This window comes from Dactylosporangium darangshiense (assembly GCF_039537565.1).
Taxonomy (GTDB): Bacteria; Actinomycetota; Actinomycetes; order Mycobacteriales; family Micromonosporaceae; genus Dactylosporangium; species Dactylosporangium darangshiense.
Genome location: NZ_BAABAT010000003.1, coordinates 419,391 through 439,320 on the forward strand (window position 1 = coordinate 419,391; position 19,930 = coordinate 439,320).

19 protein-coding genes are annotated in these 19,930 nt (G+C 73.9%); 13 read left to right on the forward strand and 6 right to left on the reverse strand.

Features of this window, described 5'->3' with window-relative positions; translation table 11 throughout:
* Positions 1–2: 2 nt before the first annotated feature.
* Positions 3–476 (reverse strand): hypothetical protein, encoded by a 474-nt coding sequence (locus ABD901_RS08670; protein WP_345123102.1) that lies wholly within the window; start codon positions 474–476, stop codon positions 3–5.
* A gap of 134 nt (positions 477–610) precedes the next feature.
* On the opposite strand from ABD901_RS08670, the gene ABD901_RS08675 reads away from it, so the two are divergent.
* Genes ABD901_RS08675 through ABD901_RS08685 form a run of 3 tightly spaced genes read left to right on the forward strand, consistent with a single transcriptional unit; the run spans position 611 to position 3,650 of the window.
* Complete coding sequence (locus ABD901_RS08675; protein WP_345123104.1) at positions 611–1,039, forward strand: carboxymuconolactone decarboxylase family protein; 429 nt, start codon at positions 611–613, stop codon at positions 1,037–1,039.
* A complete protein-coding gene (sigJ, locus tag ABD901_RS08680) occupies positions 991–1,992 on the forward strand; it encodes an RNA polymerase sigma factor SigJ (protein WP_345123106.1) in 1,002 nt (333 codons plus the stop codon). The genes ABD901_RS08675 and sigJ overlap by 49 nt, the downstream gene beginning before the upstream one ends.
* Before the next feature lie 53 nt (positions 1,993–2,045).
* The gene (locus ABD901_RS08685) at positions 2,046–3,650 is read left to right on the forward strand and encodes a GMC family oxidoreductase (RefSeq protein ID WP_345123108.1); all 1,605 of its coding nucleotides are present in this window, start codon (positions 2,046–2,048) and stop codon (positions 3,648–3,650) included.
* 68 nt (positions 3,651–3,718) lie between these two features.
* On the opposite strand, the gene ABD901_RS08690 is transcribed toward ABD901_RS08685, so the two are convergent.
* Positions 3,719–4,339 carry a DUF998 domain-containing protein gene (locus ABD901_RS08690; protein WP_345123110.1) on the reverse strand — a complete coding sequence of 207 codons (621 nt, stop codon included), beginning with the start codon at positions 4,337–4,339 and terminating at the stop codon, positions 3,719–3,721.
* Positions 4,340–4,577: 238 nt separating this feature from the next.
* On the opposite strand from ABD901_RS08690, the gene ABD901_RS08695 reads away from it, so the two are divergent.
* Genes ABD901_RS08695 through ABD901_RS08705 form a run of 3 tightly spaced genes read left to right on the forward strand, consistent with a single transcriptional unit; the run spans position 4,578 to position 6,446 of the window.
* Positions 4,578–5,036 (forward strand): MarR family winged helix-turn-helix transcriptional regulator, encoded by a 459-nt coding sequence (locus tag ABD901_RS08695; protein ID WP_345123112.1) that lies wholly within the window; start codon positions 4,578–4,580, stop codon positions 5,034–5,036.
* Complete coding sequence (locus tag ABD901_RS08700; RefSeq protein WP_345123114.1) at positions 5,014–5,433, forward strand: organic hydroperoxide resistance protein; 420 nt, start codon at positions 5,014–5,016, stop codon at positions 5,431–5,433. Before ABD901_RS08695 ends, ABD901_RS08700 begins: the two co-directional genes overlap by 23 nt.
* Positions 5,430–6,446: an NADP-dependent oxidoreductase gene (locus ABD901_RS08705; protein WP_345123116.1), complete on the forward strand. Its 1,017-nt coding sequence runs from the start codon at positions 5,430–5,432 to the stop codon at positions 6,444–6,446. Before ABD901_RS08700 ends, ABD901_RS08705 begins: the two co-directional genes overlap by 4 nt.
* A gap of 138 nt (positions 6,447–6,584) precedes the next feature.
* On the opposite strand, the gene ABD901_RS08710 is transcribed toward ABD901_RS08705, so the two are convergent.
* Positions 6,585–8,066, reverse strand: coding sequence for a hypothetical protein (locus ABD901_RS08710; RefSeq protein ID WP_345123118.1), 1,482 nt, complete (start codon positions 8,064–8,066; stop codon positions 6,585–6,587).
* A 256-nt stretch (positions 8,067–8,322) separates the two neighbouring features.
* Here ABD901_RS08710 and ABD901_RS08715 point away from each other — a divergent pair, with 256 nt between their 5' ends.
* The 5 genes from ABD901_RS08715 (at position 8,323) to ABD901_RS08735 (ending at position 13,638) form a co-directional block, all read left to right on the forward strand.
* Positions 8,323–8,892: a hypothetical protein gene (locus ABD901_RS08715; RefSeq protein ID WP_345123120.1), complete on the forward strand. Its 570-nt coding sequence runs from the start codon at positions 8,323–8,325 to the stop codon at positions 8,890–8,892.
* Positions 8,893–9,050: 158 nt separating this feature from the next.
* The gene (locus ABD901_RS08720) at positions 9,051–10,430 is read left to right on the forward strand and encodes a cytochrome ubiquinol oxidase subunit I (protein ID WP_345123122.1); all 1,380 of its coding nucleotides are present in this window, start codon (positions 9,051–9,053) and stop codon (positions 10,428–10,430) included.
* The gene (locus ABD901_RS08725) at positions 10,430–11,470 is read left to right on the forward strand and encodes a cytochrome d ubiquinol oxidase subunit II (protein WP_345123124.1); all 1,041 of its coding nucleotides are present in this window, start codon (positions 10,430–10,432) and stop codon (positions 11,468–11,470) included. Before ABD901_RS08720 ends, ABD901_RS08725 begins: the two co-directional genes overlap by 1 nt.
* A 26-nt stretch (positions 11,471–11,496) precedes the next feature.
* Positions 11,497–12,468, forward strand: a complete 972-nt coding sequence (locus tag ABD901_RS08730) for a hypothetical protein (RefSeq protein WP_345123126.1) — start codon at positions 11,497–11,499, stop codon at positions 12,466–12,468.
* Positions 12,469–12,705: 237 nt separating this feature from the next.
* Positions 12,706–13,638, forward strand: coding sequence for an MFS transporter (locus tag ABD901_RS08735; protein WP_345123129.1), 933 nt, complete (start codon positions 12,706–12,708; stop codon positions 13,636–13,638).
* Positions 13,639–13,674: 36 nt separating this feature from the next.
* Here ABD901_RS08735 and hrpA read toward each other — a convergent pair whose 3' ends face one another.
* Positions 13,675–17,544 (reverse strand): ATP-dependent RNA helicase HrpA, encoded by a 3,870-nt coding sequence (hrpA, locus tag ABD901_RS08740; RefSeq protein ID WP_345123132.1) that lies wholly within the window; start codon positions 17,542–17,544, stop codon positions 13,675–13,677.
* A 108-nt stretch (positions 17,545–17,652) separates the two neighbouring features.
* Here hrpA and ABD901_RS08745 point away from each other — a divergent pair, with 108 nt between their 5' ends.
* Complete coding sequence (locus tag ABD901_RS08745) at positions 17,653–18,339, forward strand: pentapeptide repeat-containing protein (protein ID WP_345123134.1); 687 nt, start codon at positions 17,653–17,655, stop codon at positions 18,337–18,339.
* 6 nt (positions 18,340–18,345) lie between these two features.
* Here the strand turns inward: ABD901_RS08745 and ABD901_RS08750 are convergent, their stop codons facing one another.
* Positions 18,346–18,765: a RidA family protein gene (locus tag ABD901_RS08750; protein WP_345123136.1), complete on the reverse strand. Its 420-nt coding sequence runs from the start codon at positions 18,763–18,765 to the stop codon at positions 18,346–18,348.
* A gap of 95 nt (positions 18,766–18,860) precedes the next feature.
* On the opposite strand from ABD901_RS08750, the gene mug reads away from it, so the two are divergent.
* Positions 18,861–19,445: a G/U mismatch-specific DNA glycosylase gene (gene mug / locus ABD901_RS08755; RefSeq protein WP_345123138.1), complete on the forward strand. Its 585-nt coding sequence runs from the start codon at positions 18,861–18,863 to the stop codon at positions 19,443–19,445.
* Positions 19,446–19,460: 15 nt separating this feature from the next.
* Here mug and ABD901_RS08760 read toward each other — a convergent pair whose 3' ends face one another.
* Positions 19,461–19,793 (reverse strand): hypothetical protein, encoded by a 333-nt coding sequence (locus ABD901_RS08760; protein ID WP_345123140.1) that lies wholly within the window; start codon positions 19,791–19,793, stop codon positions 19,461–19,463.
* Positions 19,794–19,930 lie beyond the last annotated feature (137 nt).

Below are 19,930 nucleotides of genomic sequence, written 5' to 3' on the forward strand. Positions count from 1 at the left end.
TGTCAGGCGTCGTGGAGCTCCGAGCGCTGGATCTCCGTGAAGGCGGACTCCAGGTAGCGGGCGAAGCTGCGCGTCTGCAGCAGGTCGGCGACGAGCAGCGGGGCGTGCGCGGCCAGTGCGCGCGGAGGGAGCGGGGCGTTCTCGTCGGTCTCGTGGATGCCGAGGGCGCCGACCAGGAGGACCACCATGACCTGGGGGTCGACCTCGTACCAGGTGCCGGCGGTGCGGACGGTGTGTTCCAGGGCGGCGCGGATGTCGTCGCCGTCGAGGCCGTCGGGGTGGCGCTCCTCCAGCAGCGATCGCACCACGGCGCCGAGGACGCGGCCGGTCTGCTCCGGGTCCAGAGCGGCCAGGCGGTCCACCGCGGCGTCGTACGGGTCCGGGTCGCGCTCGCGGGCCGCCTCCACGGCGTCGGTGGCCGCTACGGCGATCGCGCGGGCGGCGGGCGGGAGGTGGCGCCAGGTGCTCGAGGTCACCCACGAACAGTAATGCGCGGGCCCGCCCCGGTGGGGGTAGTGGTGCTTGCCACACCGCCGGTTGTCACGTTCCGGCGGGGGTGGGCCGTCGTGATCGCATGACGAACTCGGCGGCTGTCAAGCCGGTGCAGCGTATGACGATCAACCAGGTCAGCCCGGACGCCTACCAGGCGGTGCTGGGCATGGAGAAGTACATCCGCGCCAACGTGGATGCCGAACTGCGGCACCTCATCAAGCTGCGGGCCTCGATGCTCAACGGGTGTGCGTTCTGCGTGGACATGCACAGTGGCGAAGGGCTCCAGGACGGGATGGACACCCGGAAGCTGTTCGCGGTGTCGGTGTGGCGGGAGGCGCCGTTCTTCGACGCGCGCGAGCGTGCGGCGCTCGACCTCACCGACGAGGTGACGCGGCTGGGTGAGCACGGGGTGAGTGACGAGGTGTGGGACGAGGCGATCAAGCAGTTCGGGGAGGGCGGGGTCGCCAACCTCCTCATGGCGATTGCGACGATCAACGTGTGGAACCGTCTCTCGGTCGCGACCCGGAACCAGCCGCCGACGGCATGAGCGTCCCCGCCACCGCGGACCGCACCACCCCGGACGCTGCCGCCCGGCACGACGCCGGGCGGCAGCCGAATCCGTCGGGACAGGGAGACGCCGCCGAGCGGGCCTATCAGGAGCACCGGCCGATGTTGTACGGGCTGGCGTACCGGATGCTGGGCAGCGTCCACGACGCGGACGACGTGCTGCAGGAGGCCTATCTGCGCTGGACGGGGGCGGACCGGTCCGCGGTGGCCGAGCCGCGCCGCTACCTGACCCGGGTGGTGGCGCGGCTCGCCGTCGACGCGCTGCGGGCGCGGCAGGCGCGGCGGGAGGAGTACATCGGCACCTGGCTGCCGGAGCCGGTGTCGACCGAGCCGTCGCCGTTCGGGGCGGTCGACACCTCGGACCTGTCGATGGCGGTGCTGCACCTGATGGAGCGGCTCACGCCGCCGCAGCGGGCCGTGTACGTGCTGCACACGGCGTTCGGGCTGCCGTACACGGAGATCGCCGGCATCCTGGAGCGCTCCGCGGAGGACTGCCGGCAGCTGCACCACCGGGCCGAGGCGGCGCTGGCGGGGCGGGCGCGGTTCAGCACCGACCCGGCTGAGCTCAACCGGCTCATCGACGGGTTCGTGGCCGCGGCCCGGCTCGGGGACGTGGCGCGGCTCGAGCGGCTGCTGGCCGACGACGTGGTCGTGTGGAGCGACGGCGGCGGGCGGGCGCGGGCGGCCCGCAACCCGATCGCGGGGCGGGCGAAGGCGGTCCGGTTCTTCGCCGCCGTCCTCGGGCGGCCGCTCTCCGCGGTGCCCGCGCGCCTCAACGGCGGGCCGGCGCTGCTGATCGACGGCGAACGCGCCCGGTACGCACTCACCGTCGCCGTGTCCGGCGGGCGCATCGCCGGCGTGTACATGGTCGTCAATCCGGACAAGCTCGGTGGCATCAGCGCGCCACAGGGGGTACCACTGCGGCGTCCTTAGGGCATTGACGGGCACTGGTTTCGGCGTATGGTCGGGCGCGAGGAGGCGCCGCCATGCCTGCTGATCGAAGCGCCGCGCCGGAGAGTGCGGACTACGTCGTCGTCGGGGCCGGGCCGGCCGGGTGCGTGCTGGCCAACCGGCTGTCGGCCAGCCCGGGCAACCGGGTGGTGCTGCTGGAGGCCGGCGGGCCGGACAAGGCGCGGGAGATCCGCATCCCGGCCGCGTTCAGCAAGCTGTTCGCCACCGCCTACGACTGGAACTACCGCACGGCGCCGCAACCAGGGCTGGGCGGGCGGGAGCTGTTCTGGCCGCGCGGGCGGACGCTGGGCGGGTCGACGTCGATCAACGCGCAGATGTGGATCCGCGGGTGCGCCGCCGACTACGACGGCTGGGGGCTGCCGGGCTGGTCGTTCGCCGAGGTCCTGCCGTACTTCAACCGCGTCGAGCGGCGGGCCGGGCCGGGCAGCGCGTACGGGGCCGACGGGCCGCTGTGGATCGAGGAGCTGCGCAGCCCGAGCCCGATCACGGCGGCGTTCCTGGCGGCGTGCCGGGAGGCCGGCATCCCGGACCAGCCGGACCTCAACGGGGCGGACAACACCGGGTGCTCGCCGACGCCGGTGACGCAGCACCGCGGTTCGCGGCGCAGCGCAGCCGACGCCTACCTGCGCCCGGCGCTGCGCCGCCCGAACCTGACGGTGGTGACCGGCGCGACCGTGGACCGCCTGCGCATCGCTGACGGCAGGAGCGGCGCGGGCGGCAGGGTCACCGGGGTCTCGTACCGCGCCGCCGACGGCACCGTGCGGGAGCTGACGGCACAGCGGGAGGTGCTGCTGTGCGCGGGCGCGGTGAACTCGCCGCACATCCTGCAGCTGTCGGGCGTCGGCGACCCGGACCGGCTGCGCGCCGCCGGGATCGAGCCGGTGCACGAGCTGCCGGGCGTGGGCGCCGGCCTGCAGGACCACCTCAGCGCCGGGGTGGTGCTCGGGTGCCCGCAGCCGATCACGCTGGTCGCCGCCGAGTCGGCGGGCAGCCTCGCGCGGTACCTGCTCGCCCGCACCGGCATGCTGTCGTCGAACGTGGCCGAGGCGGTGGCGTTCGTCTCCTCCACCGGGTCGGGGCTGCCGGACGTCGAGGTGATCTTCGCGCCGGTGCCGTTCATCGAGCACGGCATGGTGCCGCCGCCCGGGCACGGGCTCACGATCGGGGTGGTGCTGCTGCAGCCGGGCAGCCGCGGGACGGTGAGCGCGGCGAGCGCCAACCCGGCGGAGCCGCCGGTGATCGAGCCGGGCTACCTGTCCGACCCGCGCGACCTCGAGGTGCTCATGTGGGGCGTGCGGCAGGCGGAGCGGCTGGCGCGCACGGAGGCGCTGCGGCCCTACGCCGGGGAGCCGATGGCGCCGTACGAGGGCCCGGCGGACGACGCGGGGCTGGCCGAGTCGATCCGGCAGCACTCCGAGACGCTGTACCACCCGGTGGGCACCTGCCGGATGGGGGCGGACGACGACGAGGGCGCCGTGGTCGACCCGCAGCTGCGGGTGCGCGGCCTCAAGGGGCTGCGGGTCGTGGACGCCTCCGTCATGCCGCGGATCAACCGGGGGCACACGATGGCGCCGGTGTACATGATCGCGGAGAAGGCCGCCGAGCTCATCAGCCGTTGAACGGCGGGTCACCGATGAGCGCGGCGTGCGTTTCCGGGCGGGCGCAGCAGCGGCCGTTGCACGGCGGGTCAGCCGAGGAGCGCGGCGTGCATGGCAGGGCGGCGCAGCAGCAGGACCGTCGCGAGCGGCCATACCGCCTCCGCGCCGGACGCGAGGCGCTCGGCGAGGCCGACCAGCCGGCCGGTGCCGAGCGCGACGGTGAACAGCAGCACGAGCGCGACCATGGCGAGCGTGGCCGGGATCATGACGGTGGCCGGCGGGCGCGGCAGCCGGCCGCCGGCGTGGCGCCACAGGGCCGGCCACAGCGCGAGGCAGGCGAAGGCGAGGGTGGCGGCGGCCTGGTGCGCGCCGGAGGTGCCGGCGACCGGCAGCGGCAGGGCGGCGACCGCGACGGTGGCGGCGCCGCCGACGGCGAGCATCACCCGGGCCGGTGTGGCGATGGGGCGCAGGCCGCGCGCCGTGACGAGGTGGCAGATGCCGACGCCGAGCAGGGCGAGGGTCATCACCCAGCGGTCGGTGGCGCCGTACCCGGCGAGGGCGCTGATCGTGTCGCGCAGGGAGTCGTAGCCGTCGCGCTGCAGCGACGCCGCGGGCTGGAGCGCGGCGGCGACGGTCCAGCCGCCGATGAGCAGCACGGGTGCGGCCGCGGACGACCAGATCGCGTACCCGGCGGCGGCATCGCGGCGCATCCGAGCAGTATGCCCGCCCGCCGCACCCCGCGCATGCAGGCACCGCGCGCAGCGCCCGCCGCACCGGGGCCGGCCGGCCCCGGCGGTCACCCCGGGGCCGAGCGACCCCGCAGACCAACGCGAGGCCGGGCGGGTGAGGTGGTGACGGCGGTGAGTGGGTGGTGGCGCGCGTGGGCAGCCCCACGAAGCGAGGGATCGTTAGGTCGCGCGCGACTGAATCGTGCGCTACGGTGTGGGGGTGGATGTCCTTCCGCTCGACCGGCAGGTCTGCTTCGCGCTCTACACCGCCACCCGGGCGGTCACGGCGCGCTATCGGCCGCTGCTCGACGAGCTCGGTCTCACGTACCCGCAGTACCTCGTGCTACTCGCGCTGTGGGAGCGCGACGAGCGGACCGTGAAGGACCTCGGCGCGGCGCTGCGGCTGGACTCCAGCACGCTGTCGCCGCTGCTGAAGCGCCTCGAGGCGGCCGGCCTCGTGGCGCGGGAGCGGCGCAGCGACGACGAGCGCTCCGTTGTCGTCCGGCTCGCGCCGGGCGGCGCGGCGCTGCGGGAGCGGGCGGCGCCGATCCCGGCGCGCCTCGTCTGCGACGGCGGGCTCGACCTCGCCGAGCTCGCCGAGCTCCGCGACACCCTCGTGCGGCTCACCGCCGCACTCCAGCGACAGGGAGAAATCGATGCAGGTGCTCTACACGGCTGAGGTCACCGCCAGCGGCGACGGGCGCAACGGTCACGTCGCCAGCTCCGACGGGATCCTCGACTTCGACGTGCGCACGCCGAAGGAGATGGGCGGCGGGGGCGGCGCCACCAACCCGGAGCAGCTGTTCGCGGCCGGCTTCGCGGCGTGCTTCCACAGCGCGCTGCGGGTCGTCGCCCGCCGCGCCGGCGCCTCCGTCGAGGGGTCCGAGGTGCACGCCCGGGTCGGCATCGGCCCGAACGGCTCCGGCGGCTACGGCCTGGAGGTCTGGCTGGCGGTGACCCTGCCCGAGCTCGACCCCGACACCGCGCAGCGCCTCGCCGACGCCGCGCACCAGGTCTGCCCGTACTCCAACGCCACCCGCGGCAACATCGACGTGCACATCGAGGTCGGCAAGTGAGCGCCACGACGAACCGGGTCTGGTATCTCGCCGCCCGCCCGTCGGGCTTCCCGTCGGAGTCCGACTTCGAGCTGCGCGAGGAGGCGGTACCGCAGCCCGGGCCCGGCGAGGTGCTGGTCCGCAACGACGTCATGTCCGTCGACCCGGCGATGCGGGGCCGGATGAACGACGTGCCGTCCTACATGCCGCCGTGGCAGATCGGCGCGCCGCTCGACGGCGGCGCCGTGGGCACCGTCGTGGCGTCGGACAGCCCGGACGTCAAGGTCGGCGACAGCGTCCTGCACGGGCTCGGCTGGCGGGAGTACGTGGTGCTCGACGCGGCGCGGGTGCGGGTCGTGGACACCGCGGCGGCGCCGGCGTCGGCCTACCTGGGCGTGCTCGGCATGCCGGGCCTGACCGCCTACGCGGGGCTGCTCGACGTGGCCCGGATGCGGCCCGACGAGACGGTGTTCGTCTCCGGCGCGGCCGGTGCGGTCGGCAGCCTCGCCGGGCAGATCGCCCGGCTGCGCGGCGCCCGGGTCGTCATCGGCTCGGCCGGCTCGCCGGAGAAGGTGCGCTACCTCACCGAGGAGCTCGGCTTCGACGCCGCCTTCAACTACCGCGACGGCGACATCCGCGGCCAGCTCAAGCGGCTCGCGCCGGACGGCATCGACGTGTACTTCGACAACGTCGGCGGCGAGCAGCTGGAGGCGGCGCTGTTCCGCATGAACCTGCACGGGCGCATCGCGGTGTGCGGGATGATCTCGCAGTACAACACCCCGGACGCGACGGGCATCCGCAACCTGACGCTGCTGATCAGCAAGCGGCTGACGATGCAGGGCTTCCTCGTCCTCGACCACTGGTCGCGGCGGGAGGCGTTCCAGGAGGAGATGACGGGCTGGCTGCGCGAGGGCCGGGTCACGGTGGCGGAGACGTTCGTCGACGGCATCGACAAGGCCGTGGAGGCATTCCAGGGGCTACTGCGCGGCGCAAACCTCGGCAAAATGGTCGTGCGCCTGTCGGACGCCGCCTAGCAAGCACCACCACGAACCGCCGCCGGCCCGATGAGCACAGAGAACCCGCTCGTCGTCCGGGCGCGCCGCTTCAGATCTTGAGGGGGTGTGGGTGGAGCGAAGCTCCCCCGCCGCGAGCGAAGCGAGCAATTGACACAGCTAGCCGGCCCGTTCCACCGGGAGGTGGAGCTGGAAGGCGACCTCGGTGTAGCGGATCGTCGGGGGCGGCAGCGCCTGCAGCTGCCGCTCCAGCACCACCAGCAGCTCGCGCGGCGGCGCGATCGGGCGGGCCATGATGCGCACGGCCACGGGCCGGTTCGGGGGCAGCCGGAACTCGATCATGAGCTCCTCGGTGTGGTGGCGCACGCCGGCGAAGAGCTGGTAGACGACGCGGCGGGCGCGGTCGAGGAAGTCGCTGAGCTCGCCGGGGGTTGTGGCCTGGCGCAGCTGCTCCTCGCTGGTCAGCAGGACGATCCGGCCGCGGGCCGGGTCCTGTGCGGCGGCCGGGCGGGCGCTGCGGGCCGTGCCGTGCAGGTCGCCGCCGGCCATCGTGGTGGCCGCGGGCACGCCGTTGACGAGGTCGGGCGGGAGCGCGTTGACGGCGTCGGGGCCGGGCTGCGGCGCGGCGGCGGGCGCGCGGTCGGCGACCCGGAACGCGACCGCGCGCACGGCGCCGCCGGGCAGGCCGATCTCCACGGGGCGGCCCGCCTCCACCGCCTGCAGCAGGCGGGCGTGCATGGCGCCGGTCAGCAGGACCGCGAAGCCGTCCTCGACCTGGCGGGCCGTCGGCGCCTGCGGGTCCTCTCCCGGCACCGCCGCGGCGCCCGCGCCGCGCACGATGAGCAGGAAGTTGCAGGCGAGCCGGGTGGCGCGCTCGCCGCCGGGCGCGACGATCGCGGCGGGGCCGGACTGGCCGGGCGCCCACACGTAGGTCTTCGGGGTGCCGGCGAGGCCCGGCAGGTACGCGCACACCTCGGGCGCCTCGCGCATCGCCTCCTGCAGTGACGGCAGGTCCTCGGGGCTCACGGACAGCTCGAGCCGGTCGCCGTCGTGCACGACCCGCAGGAACGGCAGGCTGTACGCCGGTGCGCGGGACAGCATCGTCGCGGCGCGGAACTCGGCGTCGTCGAGGACGGGTGCGCGGCCGGGCCGGAACCACCACGGGTGCGGGTAGTAGCGCTCCTGCGCGCCGAGCAGGGCCAGGACGCGGGCGTGGCCGAAGCGCTGCACGACGGCGGTCTCGCCGCCCAGCAGCGGCAGGGCGACCAGCGGCGGGCGCGGCAGGTCCACAGTGGAGGGCAGGGCGGCCGGCGGGTCGGCGTAGACGAAGCCGGTGACGCGCTCGTCGACGTCGACACCGGGGCGGCCGAACACGCTCACGTCGCCGGCGTCGACGATGCGGCCCTCGGCGGCGAAGCGGTGCACGGTGCGGGCCATCGTCAGCGGGAAGCCGGGCGCGGGTGCGCCGGTGCGGGCGACGGCGAAAACCATCTCGCGCTGGCCGTGCCGCTCGAGGCCGTCGGTGGTGTACAGCAGTGCGGGCAGCATGCCGCCGGCCGTGCGGATGCCACCCTCGTCGATGGCGACCGACAGCTCGCCGGGGATGAGGACCTCCCGGCCGACGGGTAACGCGGAGCCCACGGGGCCGATCATGCCATCCGCACGCAACCCTCCCGGGGTCCGCGAACGGGCCCGGCAGGACAGTGACGGGCGGGTCACCGGGCGCTGCCGGAGCGCGCCGGTGCCGGTGACTGACGGCGGACGCCGCAGGCCCGGGAGTCACGGACCGCGCCCACGGCGGGCATCGCGGTAGCTCGGACTGTGTTCCTGGTTCTTGGTCTGTCCTTGCACCGGGGCGGTGCTGGCGTTCGCCGACGGCCGGCGCGACGATGGTCTCATGCGTGTTGGTGTGATGCGAATGACGTCGGAGCCGCCGGCCGGCTACGTCGCGTTCGTCACCGAGCACCTCGAGCCGCTGCGCCGCGACTCGGTGCGGGTCGTCGGCGGCGAGGAGGACGCCGACCACCTCTACGTCGACGTGCTCACCGACGTGGCGACCCGCTGGCCGTGGCTGGAGCTGCAGCGCACCCGGCTCGGGCAGGCGCGCGCCGCCGACGACTTCCTCTCCCGCGTGTTCCGGCGCCGCTCGGAGCGTTTCTGGCTCGACGAGCGGCCCCAGGAGGACGGCGCCGGCGACGACGCGCTGCAGATCACCGTCACGCCGGAGCGGCCGCAGGAGGCGCCGCAGCGGCGCGTGTACGTGAGCACGGCGGTGCGGCTGGCGCCGATGGTGGTGCCGCGGCGCCGGCGGGGCGTGTTCGTGGCCGGGCCGGTGTCGGAGGCGGCGATCGCGTGGTGGCACGCCTACGAGAACATCCGCCGCCGGCGGCTCGTCTACATCGGCTTCGTGGTCATCGCGGTGCTGCTGGCCCTGGCGCAGTTCGCCGCGCCGGCATCGGAGATCTGACCCGTAGGCACGCCACGTGTAGCCATGCTACTCGTGGTTGGGCGGAAAAGTTCCCGAACGTGTTCAACATTGCTTTCGCGCGCACCGCCGGGCATGCGGCGCGGCCGCGGGGATAGAACAGGGGCAGGCACACCACGCAGGCTTAGGGGGCACGCGTCGTGGAAATCCTGCTGTCACCGTCGATCCTCGCCGAGGCCGCAACGCCCGGCGACTTCGCCGCCGCCCGCACCCAGATGGCGCTGTCGCTGGGCTGGCACATCATCATCGCCAGCTTCGGCGTCGCCATGCCCGCCATCACCCTGTTCATGGAGTGGCGCGGGCACCGCACCGGCGAGGTCGAGTACCGGCTCCTCGCCCGCCGCTGGGCCCGCGCCATGGGCGTGCTCTTCGCCGTCGGCGCCGTCTCCGGCACCATCCTCAGCTTCGAGATGGGGCTGCTGTGGCCCGGGCTCATGGGCACCTACGGGCAGGTGATCGGGCTGCCGTTCACCCTCGAAGGGGTCGCGTTCTTCGTCGAGGCCATCTTCCTCGGCATCTACCTCTACGGCTGGGACCGATTGCCCGCCCGCGTGCACCTGTGGTCCGCCGTGCCGATCCTGATCGCCGGCATCGTCGGCACCTTCTGCGTCGTCAGCGCCAACGCCTGGATGAACCAGCCGAAGGGCTTCGACCTCGTCGACGGCAAGATCACCGGCGTCGACCCGCTCGGCGCCATGTTCAACCGGGCCACCGGGCCGCAGTCGGTGCACATGATGGTCGCCGCGTTCATGGTCACCGGCTTCTGCATGGCCTCCGTCTACGCCGTCGGGCTGCTGCGCGGGCGCAACGACCGGTACCACCGCCTCGGCTTCCTCGTCCCGTTCACCGTCGCCGCCGTCATGGCCCCGGTCCAGGTCGGCGTCGGCGACTGGGCCGCGCACTACGTCGCCGACTACCAGCCGGTGAAGCTCGCCGCCATGGAGGGTCTCTACGAGACCGAGCGCGGCGCGCCGCTGCACATCGGCGGCGTCGCCGTCGACGGGGAGCTGCGCTACGCCATCGAGATCCCCAACGCCCTGTCGCTGCTGGCCCACTGGGACCCGAACGCCGAGATCACCGGCCTCAACACCGTCCCCGCCGACCAGCGGCCCCCGGTCAACGTCGTGCACGCGTCGTTCCAGCTCATGGTCGGCGCCGGGTTCGCGATGCTCGGCGTCGCCGCCGCGTTCGCGTTCATCTGGCGATGGCGGCGGCAGTGGCTGACCAACCGGTGGTTCCTGCGCGCCGCCGCGCTGTGCGGGCCGGCCGCCGTGCTCGCCCTCGAGGCCGGCTGGACCACCACCGAGACCGGCCGCCAGCCGTGGGTCGTCTACGGCATCCTGCGCACCCACGACGCCGTCAACACCGCGCCCGGCCTGCGCACCGGGCTCGTCGTGCTGACCGTGGTGTACACGCTGCTGACCATCGCCACCGTGTACGTGCTGCGCCGCCTCGCCCGCGACAAGCCCGTCCCCGTCGCGCCGCAGGAGTCCGACGTCTCGGCCTTCCCGGTGCCGTGATGAGCCACCTGACCTCCGCGGACCTGCTGCTCGGCGTGCTGTTCCTCGCCGTCACCGCCTACGCCCTCTTCGGCGGCGCCGACTTCGGCGCCGGGTTCTGGGACCTCTTCGCCGGCGGCGCACGCACCGGCATGCGCCGGCGCAAGCTCATCGAGCACGCCATCGGGCCGGTGTGGGAGGCCAACCACGTGTGGCTCATCTTCGCCGTCGTGCTGCTGTGGACCGGGTTCCCGGCCGTGTTCGCCGGCGTCGCCGCCACCATGTACATCCCGCTCACCTGCGCCGCCCTCGGCATCATCGGCCGCGGCGCCGGGTTCGCGTTCCGCAAGACCAGCGACACCGTCGGGCGGCAGCGCATCTTCGGCGCCCTGTTCGCGTTCTCCTCCGTCGTCACGCCGTTCTTCTTCGGCGCCGTCGCCGGCGGCGTCGCCTCGGGCCGGGTGCCGCCGTGGACGGCGGGGCGCGGCGACCTGCTCACCTCGTGGTGGAACCCGACGTCGATCGCCACCGGCGCGCTCGCCGTCGCCGTCTGCGCCTACCTGGCCGCGGTCTTCCTCACCCTCGACGCCCGCCGCGAGGACCCCGATCTGGTACCGCAGATGCGCCGCCTGGCGCTGTGGGCCGGCGCCGCCACCGGCGTCCTCGCCGCCGCCGGGCTCCTCGTCGTGCGGCTCGACGCCGGATGGCTCGCCGACCGCCTGTGGCGGCCCGTCCCGGCGGCGCTCATCGCCGCGTCGGCGCTCGCCGGGCTCGCCTCCATCGGGCTGCTCGCCGCCGGCCGCTACGTCGCCGTCCGCATCACCGGCGGGCTCGCCGTCGCCGCCATGCTGTGGGGGTGGGCGGCCGCCCAGTACCCGTACCTGCTGCCGCCGTCGACCACCGTCTCCGGCGTCGCCGCCACCCCGGCCGTGATGCGCGCCACGCTCTGGGCCGTCCTCGCCGGCGCCGCCATCCTGGCGCCCTCCCTGTGGTGGTTGTTCCGCCTGTTTCAGACCCCTGTGCGCGATTCGTCCCACCGGGCGGCGGAGGGCGATCGTTGACAAATGCTGCTATCGTCCGCCGAGGCATGGGTGACGTCCGAAGCTTGAGACGCTGGAGCGCGACGGTGGCGACCGTCGCGGCGGTCGGCGTCGGCACGGTCGCCGGCGCGGTGGCCCTCGCCGGCCCCGCCTGGGCCGCCGACACGTTCAAGGTCACCGTCCAGCCCGAACGCATCGAGGGCAAGGTCGGCGACAAGGCGACCCTGCAGTTCTCGGTCGAGAACATCTCCAAGGAGCCGGCGACCGGGCTCACCGTGATGCTCACCACGCCCGGCAACGCCAGCGCCGACCCCGCCGACAACCCCGGCTGCGACGTCGGCCCCGGCGGGCGCACCGTCACCTGCCGCTCCAACGGCACCCTCGGCCCCGGCAAGTCCGGCGGCGGGCGGTTCACCATGAAGCTCAACCGCGCCGGCTCCGGCAACGGCAGCGTCCGCGTCGCCAACGGCAAGGGCGCCAGCTTCAACCTGCGCGTCACCGGCGGGCCGTCGGCGACCGCCACCCCCAAGAAGACGTCCAGCGCCTCAACCAGCGAGACGCCGGCCCTGGGCGACGAGACCCTCGCCCCGCCGGAGGCCGGCGGTCAGGTCATCATCCCCACCACCGACGCGGCCACCGGCCGCACCAGCGACGGCGGCGGCCTGTCGTTCGGGTTCTGGGTCGGCATCGTCGCCATCGTCGGCGCGCTCGGCCTCGTCGGCAGCCTCTTCTACTTCCGGCGCAAGGACCGCCAGGAGCCCGACACCGGCATGCACCCCGTCGTGCCCGGCCCCGGCGGCGGGTTCCCGCCCGGCGGCGGCTACGGGCCCGCGCAGCCGAGCACGTACGGCAGCCCGGCGGCGCCGACCACCTACGGATCTCCGCACGGCTCGTTCCCGCCGCCCGTCGACCCCTACCAGCAGGGCGGCGCGACGCAGATCATCAACCCCGGCGGGCCGGGGCAGCCGCCGCCCGGCAACGACCAGACCGTCACGTTCCGCCGGCCCGAGCAGTACTGACCGCCGCGGCGCCCAACGTGAGGACGGGGCTCCGGGCGGCCGCGACCGGCACGGCCCTGGTGTTCACCGCGAGCGGCGCCCTGGTCGGGGCCTGGGTCTCGCGCATCCCGGCCGTCGTGCGGCACCTTGACATCAGCGCCGGGCAGCTCGGCCGGGCCCTGCTCGCCCTCGGCATCGGCTCGTTGCTGTCCATGCCGGCCACCGGGCACCTGTGCCGGCGCTTCGGCAGGCGCCTGGGTGGGCGCCACCGCCGTCGTGTCCTGCGTTGCGCTCGGCGCCGCCGGGTACGCGCCGGGGCTCGGGACCCTCGCCGCGGCGCTGTTCGTCCTCGGGCTCGCCTACGGCTCCTGGGACGTGGCCATGAACGTGCAGGGCAGCGCCGTGGACCGGCGGGCCGGGCGGGAGTGGATGCCGCGCTACCACGCGTGCTGGAGCCTCGGGTCGATCGCCGGGGCGGCCGCCGGGTCGCTCGCGGCGCGGGGCGGGCTCGGGGTCGGGCCGCACCTGGCGCTCGCCGCCGCGGCGTCGCTCGTCGTCACCTACGCCGGGCTCGGCTGGTACCTCGACGAGCGCGCCGACGCGCCCGGCACCCCCTCGGACGGCGAGCGGGGGCGGCCCCGGCTCGCGCGCGGGCTGCTGCTCATCGGGGCGCTCACGTGCTGCGCCACTATCGCCGAAGGGGCCGCCGGGGACTGGCTCGCGCTCTACCTCGACACCGAGCGGGGGCAGTCGCAGGCGTCGGCGGCGCTCGGGTTCACCGTGTTCGCCGCCGCCATGACCGGCGGGCGGTTCCTCGGCACCGCCGTCGTCGCCCGCCTCGGCCGCGCCGGTGCCGTGCGCGCCGGCGGGCTGCTCGGCGTCGCCGGGGTGGCCGGGACCGTCCTGCCGGCGTGGACTCCGCTGGCGTACGCCGGTGCGCTGCTGTGGGGGCTCGGCATCTGCCTCGTGTTCCCGGCCGCCGTCAGCGCCGCCGGGGACACCGCGCGGCCGGCCGAGGCGATCGCGGTGGTGACCAGCATCGGGTACGGGTCGATCCTCGTCGGGCCGCCGCTCATCGGCGCCGTCGCCGACGTGGCCGGGCTGGGCCGGGCGCTGCTGCTGCTCGCGGTGCTCGCCGCCGCGGTGGCCGCGCTCGCCCCGGCCCTGCGCGTCCGGCGCTCCCCGCCCTGATCAGGCCGGCAGCCCTGATCGGGCCGTCACTCCTGATCAGGCCGGCAGGGCGTCCATCGCGCGGTAGATGCGCACGTCCGACACCGGGTAGGCGGTGCCGAGCGCCTGGGCGAACAGGCCCACCCGCAGCTCCTCGATCATCCAGCGGATCTCGCGCAGCTGCGGCGACATCGACATCGTCGACGCCAGCTGGTCGTACTCCCGCTGCACCTCCTGCACCGTCAGCATCCGGTCCCGGTCGCGGGCCGGATCCGTCGGCACCTTCTCCAGGCGCCGCTCGATGCCGCGCAGGTACCGCTCCAGGTCCGGCAGCCGCGCCCAGCCCGTGTCGGTGACGAACCCGCGGTACACCAGCCGGCTCAGCTGGCCGCGCATGTCCGCCAACGCCGGCAGCAGCAGCGGGTTCTTCGTCCGGGTCAGGCGCTGCTCCACGTCGTAGGCGGCGGCCAGGATCCCGCGCACCCTGCCGACCACGTCCAGCGTCAGGTCCACCACGTCGGCGCGCACCTTGTCCCGCAGCGCCGCGAACCCGGCCTCGTCCCACGCCGGGCCGCCCGCGTCCGCCATCAGCTGGTCCACGGCGCACGCCGCGCAGTCGTCGAGCAGGTCGACGGCGTTGCGGTGCGGGTTGCGGCTCAACGCCAGCTTCGCCTCGTTGGACAGCCGGCCCTGCACGAACCGGGCCGGCGCCGGCAGCGTCAGCAGCAGCAGGCGGCGGGTGCCCGCCCACATCTCCAGCTGCTGGCGGGCCGGCAGGTCGAACGCCTGCACCGCCACCGACGTGCCCTCGTCGACCAGTGCCGGGTAGACGGTGAGCGTGTGACCGGCCACCGTGCGTGACAGGGTGCGGGGCAGGGTGCCGAACTCCCAGCTCGTCGCGCCCTTGCGGGTCACGTCCACCGCCGCCTCCGCGACCGTGGCCTGCACCTTCGGCGCCAGGCTCTCCCGCAGCGCCGGCAGGCTCTTGCCCTCCCCCAGCACCTTCCCGGCGTCGTCGACGACCCGGAAGGTCATCTTCAGGTGCTCCGGCACCCGCGACCAGTCCCATTCCTCGCGCGGCACCGACACGCCCGTCATCCGGCGCAGCTGCCGCTCCAGGGCGTCGAGCAGGTCGCCGTCGCGGACCGGCATCTCCGCCAGGGCGTCGCGGGCCGTGTCCGGGGCCGGCACGAAGTTGCGCCGCAATGCCTTCGGCAGCGACTTGATCAACGCCGTCACCAGGTCCTCGCGCAGCCCCGGCACCTGCCACCCGAAATCGGCGTCGCGGACCGACACCAGCAGCGGCAGCCCGATGTGGACCGTCACGCCGTCGGCGTCCGTGCCCGGCTCGAACTGGTACGTCAACGGGAACCGCCGGCCGTCCTGCTCCCACGCGTCCGGGTACTGCTCCTGGCGTACCGCATCCGCCGAAGCGTTCACGAGCATCGCCGGGTCGAACGTCAGCAGGTCCGGCTGCTCGCGGCGCGTGCGCTTCCACCAGCTGTCGAAATGCCGGCCCGACACCACCTCGGCGTCGATCCGGCCGTCGTAGAACTCGAACAGCGTCTCGTCGTCGACGAGCAGGTCCCGGCGGCGGGCCCGGTTCTCCAGCTCCTCCACCTCGTCGAGCAGGCGGCGGTTCTCGGCGAAGAACGCGTGCTGCGTCTCCCAGTCGCCCTCCACCAGCGCGTGGCGGATGAACAGCTCCCGCGACAGCACCGGGTCGATCCGGCCGTAGTTGACCTTCCGCGCGGCGACGATCGGCACCCCGTACAGCGTCACCTTCTCCGACGCCATCACCGCCGCCTGCTTGCGCTCCCAGTGCGGCTCGCTGTACTGCCGCTTCACCAGGTGCTGCGCCAGCGGCTCGATCCACTCCGGCTCGACACGGGCCGCGACCCGCGCCCACAGCCGCGACGTCTCCACCAGCTCCGCCGCCATCACCCAGCGCGGCGTCTTGCGGAACAGCGCCGAACCCGGGAACACCGCGAAGCGCGCGCCGCGCGCACCCAGGTACTCGTTCTTCTCCGCGTCCTTCAACCCGATGTGCGACAACAGGCCCGACAGCAGCGACACGTGGATCGGCAGCGGCGCCGCCGGCTCCTCGTTCGGCGTCACATCCATCGACTTCAGGACCTGACGCAGCTGGCTGAAGATGTCCTGCCACTCCCGCACCCGCAGGTAGTTGAGGAACTCGGCCCGGCACAGCTTGCGGAACTGGTTGCTCGACAGCTCCCGCTGCTTGTCCTGCAGGTAGTTCCACAGGTTCAGGAACCCGGTGAAGTCGGAGTCCTTGTCGGCGAACCGGGCGTGCAGCTGCTGCGCCTGCGGCTGCTTGTCGGCCGGGCGCTCCCGCGGGTCCTGGATCGACAGCGCCGCCGCGATCACCATCACCTCGCGGACACAGCCGTTGCGCTCCGCCTCCAGCACCATCCGGGCCAGCCGCGGGTCCACCGGCAGCTGCGCCAGCCGGCGGCCCAGGTCCGTCAGCCGCGGGCCCGGCTCCAGCGCGCCGAGCTCCTCCAGCAGCTGCACGCCCGCCGTCACGTTGCGCCGGTCCGGCGGGTCGATGAACGGGAACGCCCCCAGGTCGCCCAGGCCCAGCGAGATCATCTGCAGGATCACCGACGCCAGGTTCGTGCGCAGGATCTCCGGATCCGTGAACTCCGGGCGGGCGTTGAAGTCTTCCTCGCTGTACAGCCGGATGCACACCCCGTCCGAGGTGCGCCCGCAGCGGCCCTTGCGCTGGTTCGCCGACGCCTGCGACACCGGCTCGATCGGCAGCCGCTGCACCTTCAGGCGGTGGCTGTACCGCGAGATCCGGGCCGTGCCCGGATCCACGACATACTTGATGCCCGGCACCGTCAGCGACGTCTCCGCCACGTTCGTCGCCAGCACCACCCGGCGGCCCGCATGCGGCTGGAACACGCGATGCTGCTCCGCGAACGACAACCGCGCGTACAGCGGCAGGATCTCGGTGTTGCGCAGCTCCAGGCGGGTCAGCGCGTCCGCGGCGTCGCGGATCTCCCGCTCGCCGCTGAGGAACACCAGCACATCGCCCGGCCCCTCCGCCTGCAGCTCCACGACCGCGTTGCAGATCGCGTCGAACTGGTCGACCTCCTCGGCGCCCTCGTCCGCCGACTCGATCGGGCGATACCGCACCTCCACCGGATACGTCCGGCCCGACACCTCCACGATCGGGGCGTCGCCGAAATGCCGCGAGAACCGCTCCGGGTCGATCGTCGCCGACGTGATGATCAGCTTCAGGTCGGGGCGGCGGGGCAGCAGCTGCTTGAGGTACCCGAGAATGAAGTCGATGTTGAGGCTGCGCTCGTGCGCCTCGTCGATGATCAGGGTGTCATAGCGACGCAGGAGCCGATCCTGCTGGATCTCCGCCAGCAGGATGCCGTCCGTCATCACCTTCACCATCGTGCCGTCGCCGGACTGGTCGGAGAACCGGACCTTGAACCCGACCGTGGCACCCAGCTGCGAACCCAGCTCCTCCGCCACCCGCTCGGCAACCGTGCGCGCCGCGATCCGCCGCGGCTGCGTGTGCCCGATCTGCCCGGTCACGCCCCGGCCCAGCTCCAGGCAGATCTTCGGCAGCTGCGTCGTCTTGCCCGAACCCGTCTCGCCCGCGACGATCACCACCTGGTGGTCGCGGATCGCCGCCAGGATCTCGTCCTTGCGCTGGCTGACCGGCAGCTGCTCCGGATAGCTGATGTGCGGCATCGCGGCCCGGCGGGCGGCCACACGCTGCTCGGCCCGCTCCACGTCCGCCTTGATCGCCTCCGCGATCCCCTGCGCGTTACGGGACCGCTTCGCCCCGTCGATCCGCCGCCGCAGCCGATGCTGATCCTGCGGCATGAGCCCGGCGAGGCGAGCGCGCAGCTCGCCCAGGCTCGTCGGCTGGGACACCTCAGACATAACGCTCGCAAGGATAGGCACGCGTCGCCGCGATTGCCCGGTGATTTTCCCCGGACCGGCCGCGGGCGGTTCGCCGGGCCGCCACACCTGCCACTAACGTCACACCCCATGCCCACCCAGCCGGTGCCCGCCCCGGCCCTCGAACAGGCCGCGCCGGCGCGGCCACGGCCGCCCAGGGCCCTCGAGTTCGCCACCGTCGACGACGACGACCTGCGCGACGACGGCACCTACTGGGCGCTCGGGTTCTACGACCTCGCCCTCACCGGCCGCACCGCCAAAGGCGCCGAGTTCGTCCAATGCCGGTTCAACCGCGCCGACCTCGCCGGCACCGCCCTCGCCGGCGCCATCCTCACCGACTGCCTCATCGAACACACCGACCTCACCGACGTGCGCGCCGACCAGTCCGTCCTGCACCGCGTCGCCATCCGCGACTCCCGCCTCACCGGCCTGCACTGGCTCGACGGCACCCTGCACGACGTCACCATCCGCGACAGCCGGGCCGCCGGCGCCGTCTTCCGCGGCGCCCGGCTGCAGGCCGTCGTCATCACCGGCACCGACCTCGCCGGCGCCGACTTCGGCGACGCCGACCTCTCCGGCGTGGCGTTCATCCGCTGCGACCTCACCGGCGCCCGCTTCGACGGCGCCACCGCCGCCGGGGCCCGCCTCAACGGCTGCACCCTCGACGGCGTCACCGGCATCACCGGTCTCGCCGGGGCCACCATCGCCACCGGCGACCCGGCCGGCCTCGCCGACATCGTCGCCGCGGCGCTCGGCATCACCGTCGAACAGCGGTAACCGCCGCTAGCGCGGCCAGCCGAGGCCCTGCGCCACCCGGCTGCCGGCCCGGCGGGCCGTCACCTCGATCTCGATACGCATCCGCGGATCCGACAGGCCGCACACCTGCATCGTCGCCGCCGGCCGGACGTCGCCCATCCAACGGCGCAGCACCGGGAAACACGGCTCGAAATCCGCCGCCGCCGGCAGCAGATACCGCACCCGCACCACGTCGCCGACCGACGCGCCCGCCTCCCGCAACGCCGCGTCGATGTTGCGCCAGCACTGCTCCGCCTGCTCGACCACGTCATCGGAGATCGTCATCGCGGAGTAGTCGAAGCCCGTCGTGCCCGACACGTGCACCCAGTCACCGTCGACGACCGCCCGGGAATAGCCGATCTCCTGCTCGAACGTCGAACCACTCGAAATCAACCGCCGATCGCCCATGGCCCAGACGCTAGACGGCAGCCGGCCCAGCCGGCGCGGCAGGTCCGCCTCGTCCGACAGCATCCACGGCGGCGCGCCCTGGCATGCTTGACCGCATGGCGTCGACAGTGAACCACGGCGGGCCGCCACGCGTGCGCCCCAGCCGCGACGACCTTCTCGCCGCCGCCGACCGGCTCCTGCCCGACGTCATCGCGCCCGGCCTCGACGTGCTGCTGTGCGGCATCAACCCCGGCCTGTGGTCCGCGGCCACCGGGCACCACTTCGCCCGGCCCGGCAACCGCTTCTGGCCCGCGCTGCACCTCGGCGGGTTCACGCCCCGGCAGCTGCGCCCCGACGAGCAGGACACGCTGCCCGGGTACGGGCTCGGGATCACCAACCTCGCCGCCCGCGCCACCGCGCGCGCCGACGAGCTCACCCGCGACGAGCTCACCGCCGGCGGCGTCATCCTGCGGGCCAAGGTGGCCGAACACGCGCCGCGGTGGCTCGCCGTCCTCGGCGTGACCGCGTTCCGCACCGCGTTCGGCGTGCAGGCCGCCAAGGTCGGGCCGCAGGACGGTGCGCCGCTCGGGGCGACGCGGCTGTGGATCCTGCCCAATCCGTCCGGCCTCAACGCCCACTACCGGCTCGCCGACCTCGCCGCCGAGTTCGCCCGGCTGCGGGAGACGGCCCAACGCGGCTAGGCGTCTGCGCGCCGATCAGTCCGGCAGTTCCGCCGGGCCCTCGTACCGCGCGGCCCGCTCCTGCAACAGCTGCCCGAACACGCCGCTGGGCCGGCCGCAGTCGGCGCACACGAAGTTGTCGTCGAGTCGCGGTCCGCCGCAGTGGTCGCAGGTGCCGCGGTCGCGCGGGTCCTGGTACGCCCGCAACGCCTCGGCGAACGCCTTCGCCACCGGCGCTCGCAGCGGCACGGTGCGCTCCCCCACCCTGATCTCGGCGACGGCCGGCCCGGGCAAGGGATCGAACACGTCGATGCGCTCGGCGAACTCCCGTAGCGCCTCGGCGACCTGTTCCGACGGTGACAACGCCATTCCCCTGACCCTACCGGGTCGCCGCCTGCGGAAAGTCTGCGCAAGTTTCGGGCGCGTTACCGGGCCAGCAAGAACACGCAAATACAGGGAAAGATGTACATGGAGCGATATTCGGGCTTACGCGCGCCGGCCACGGA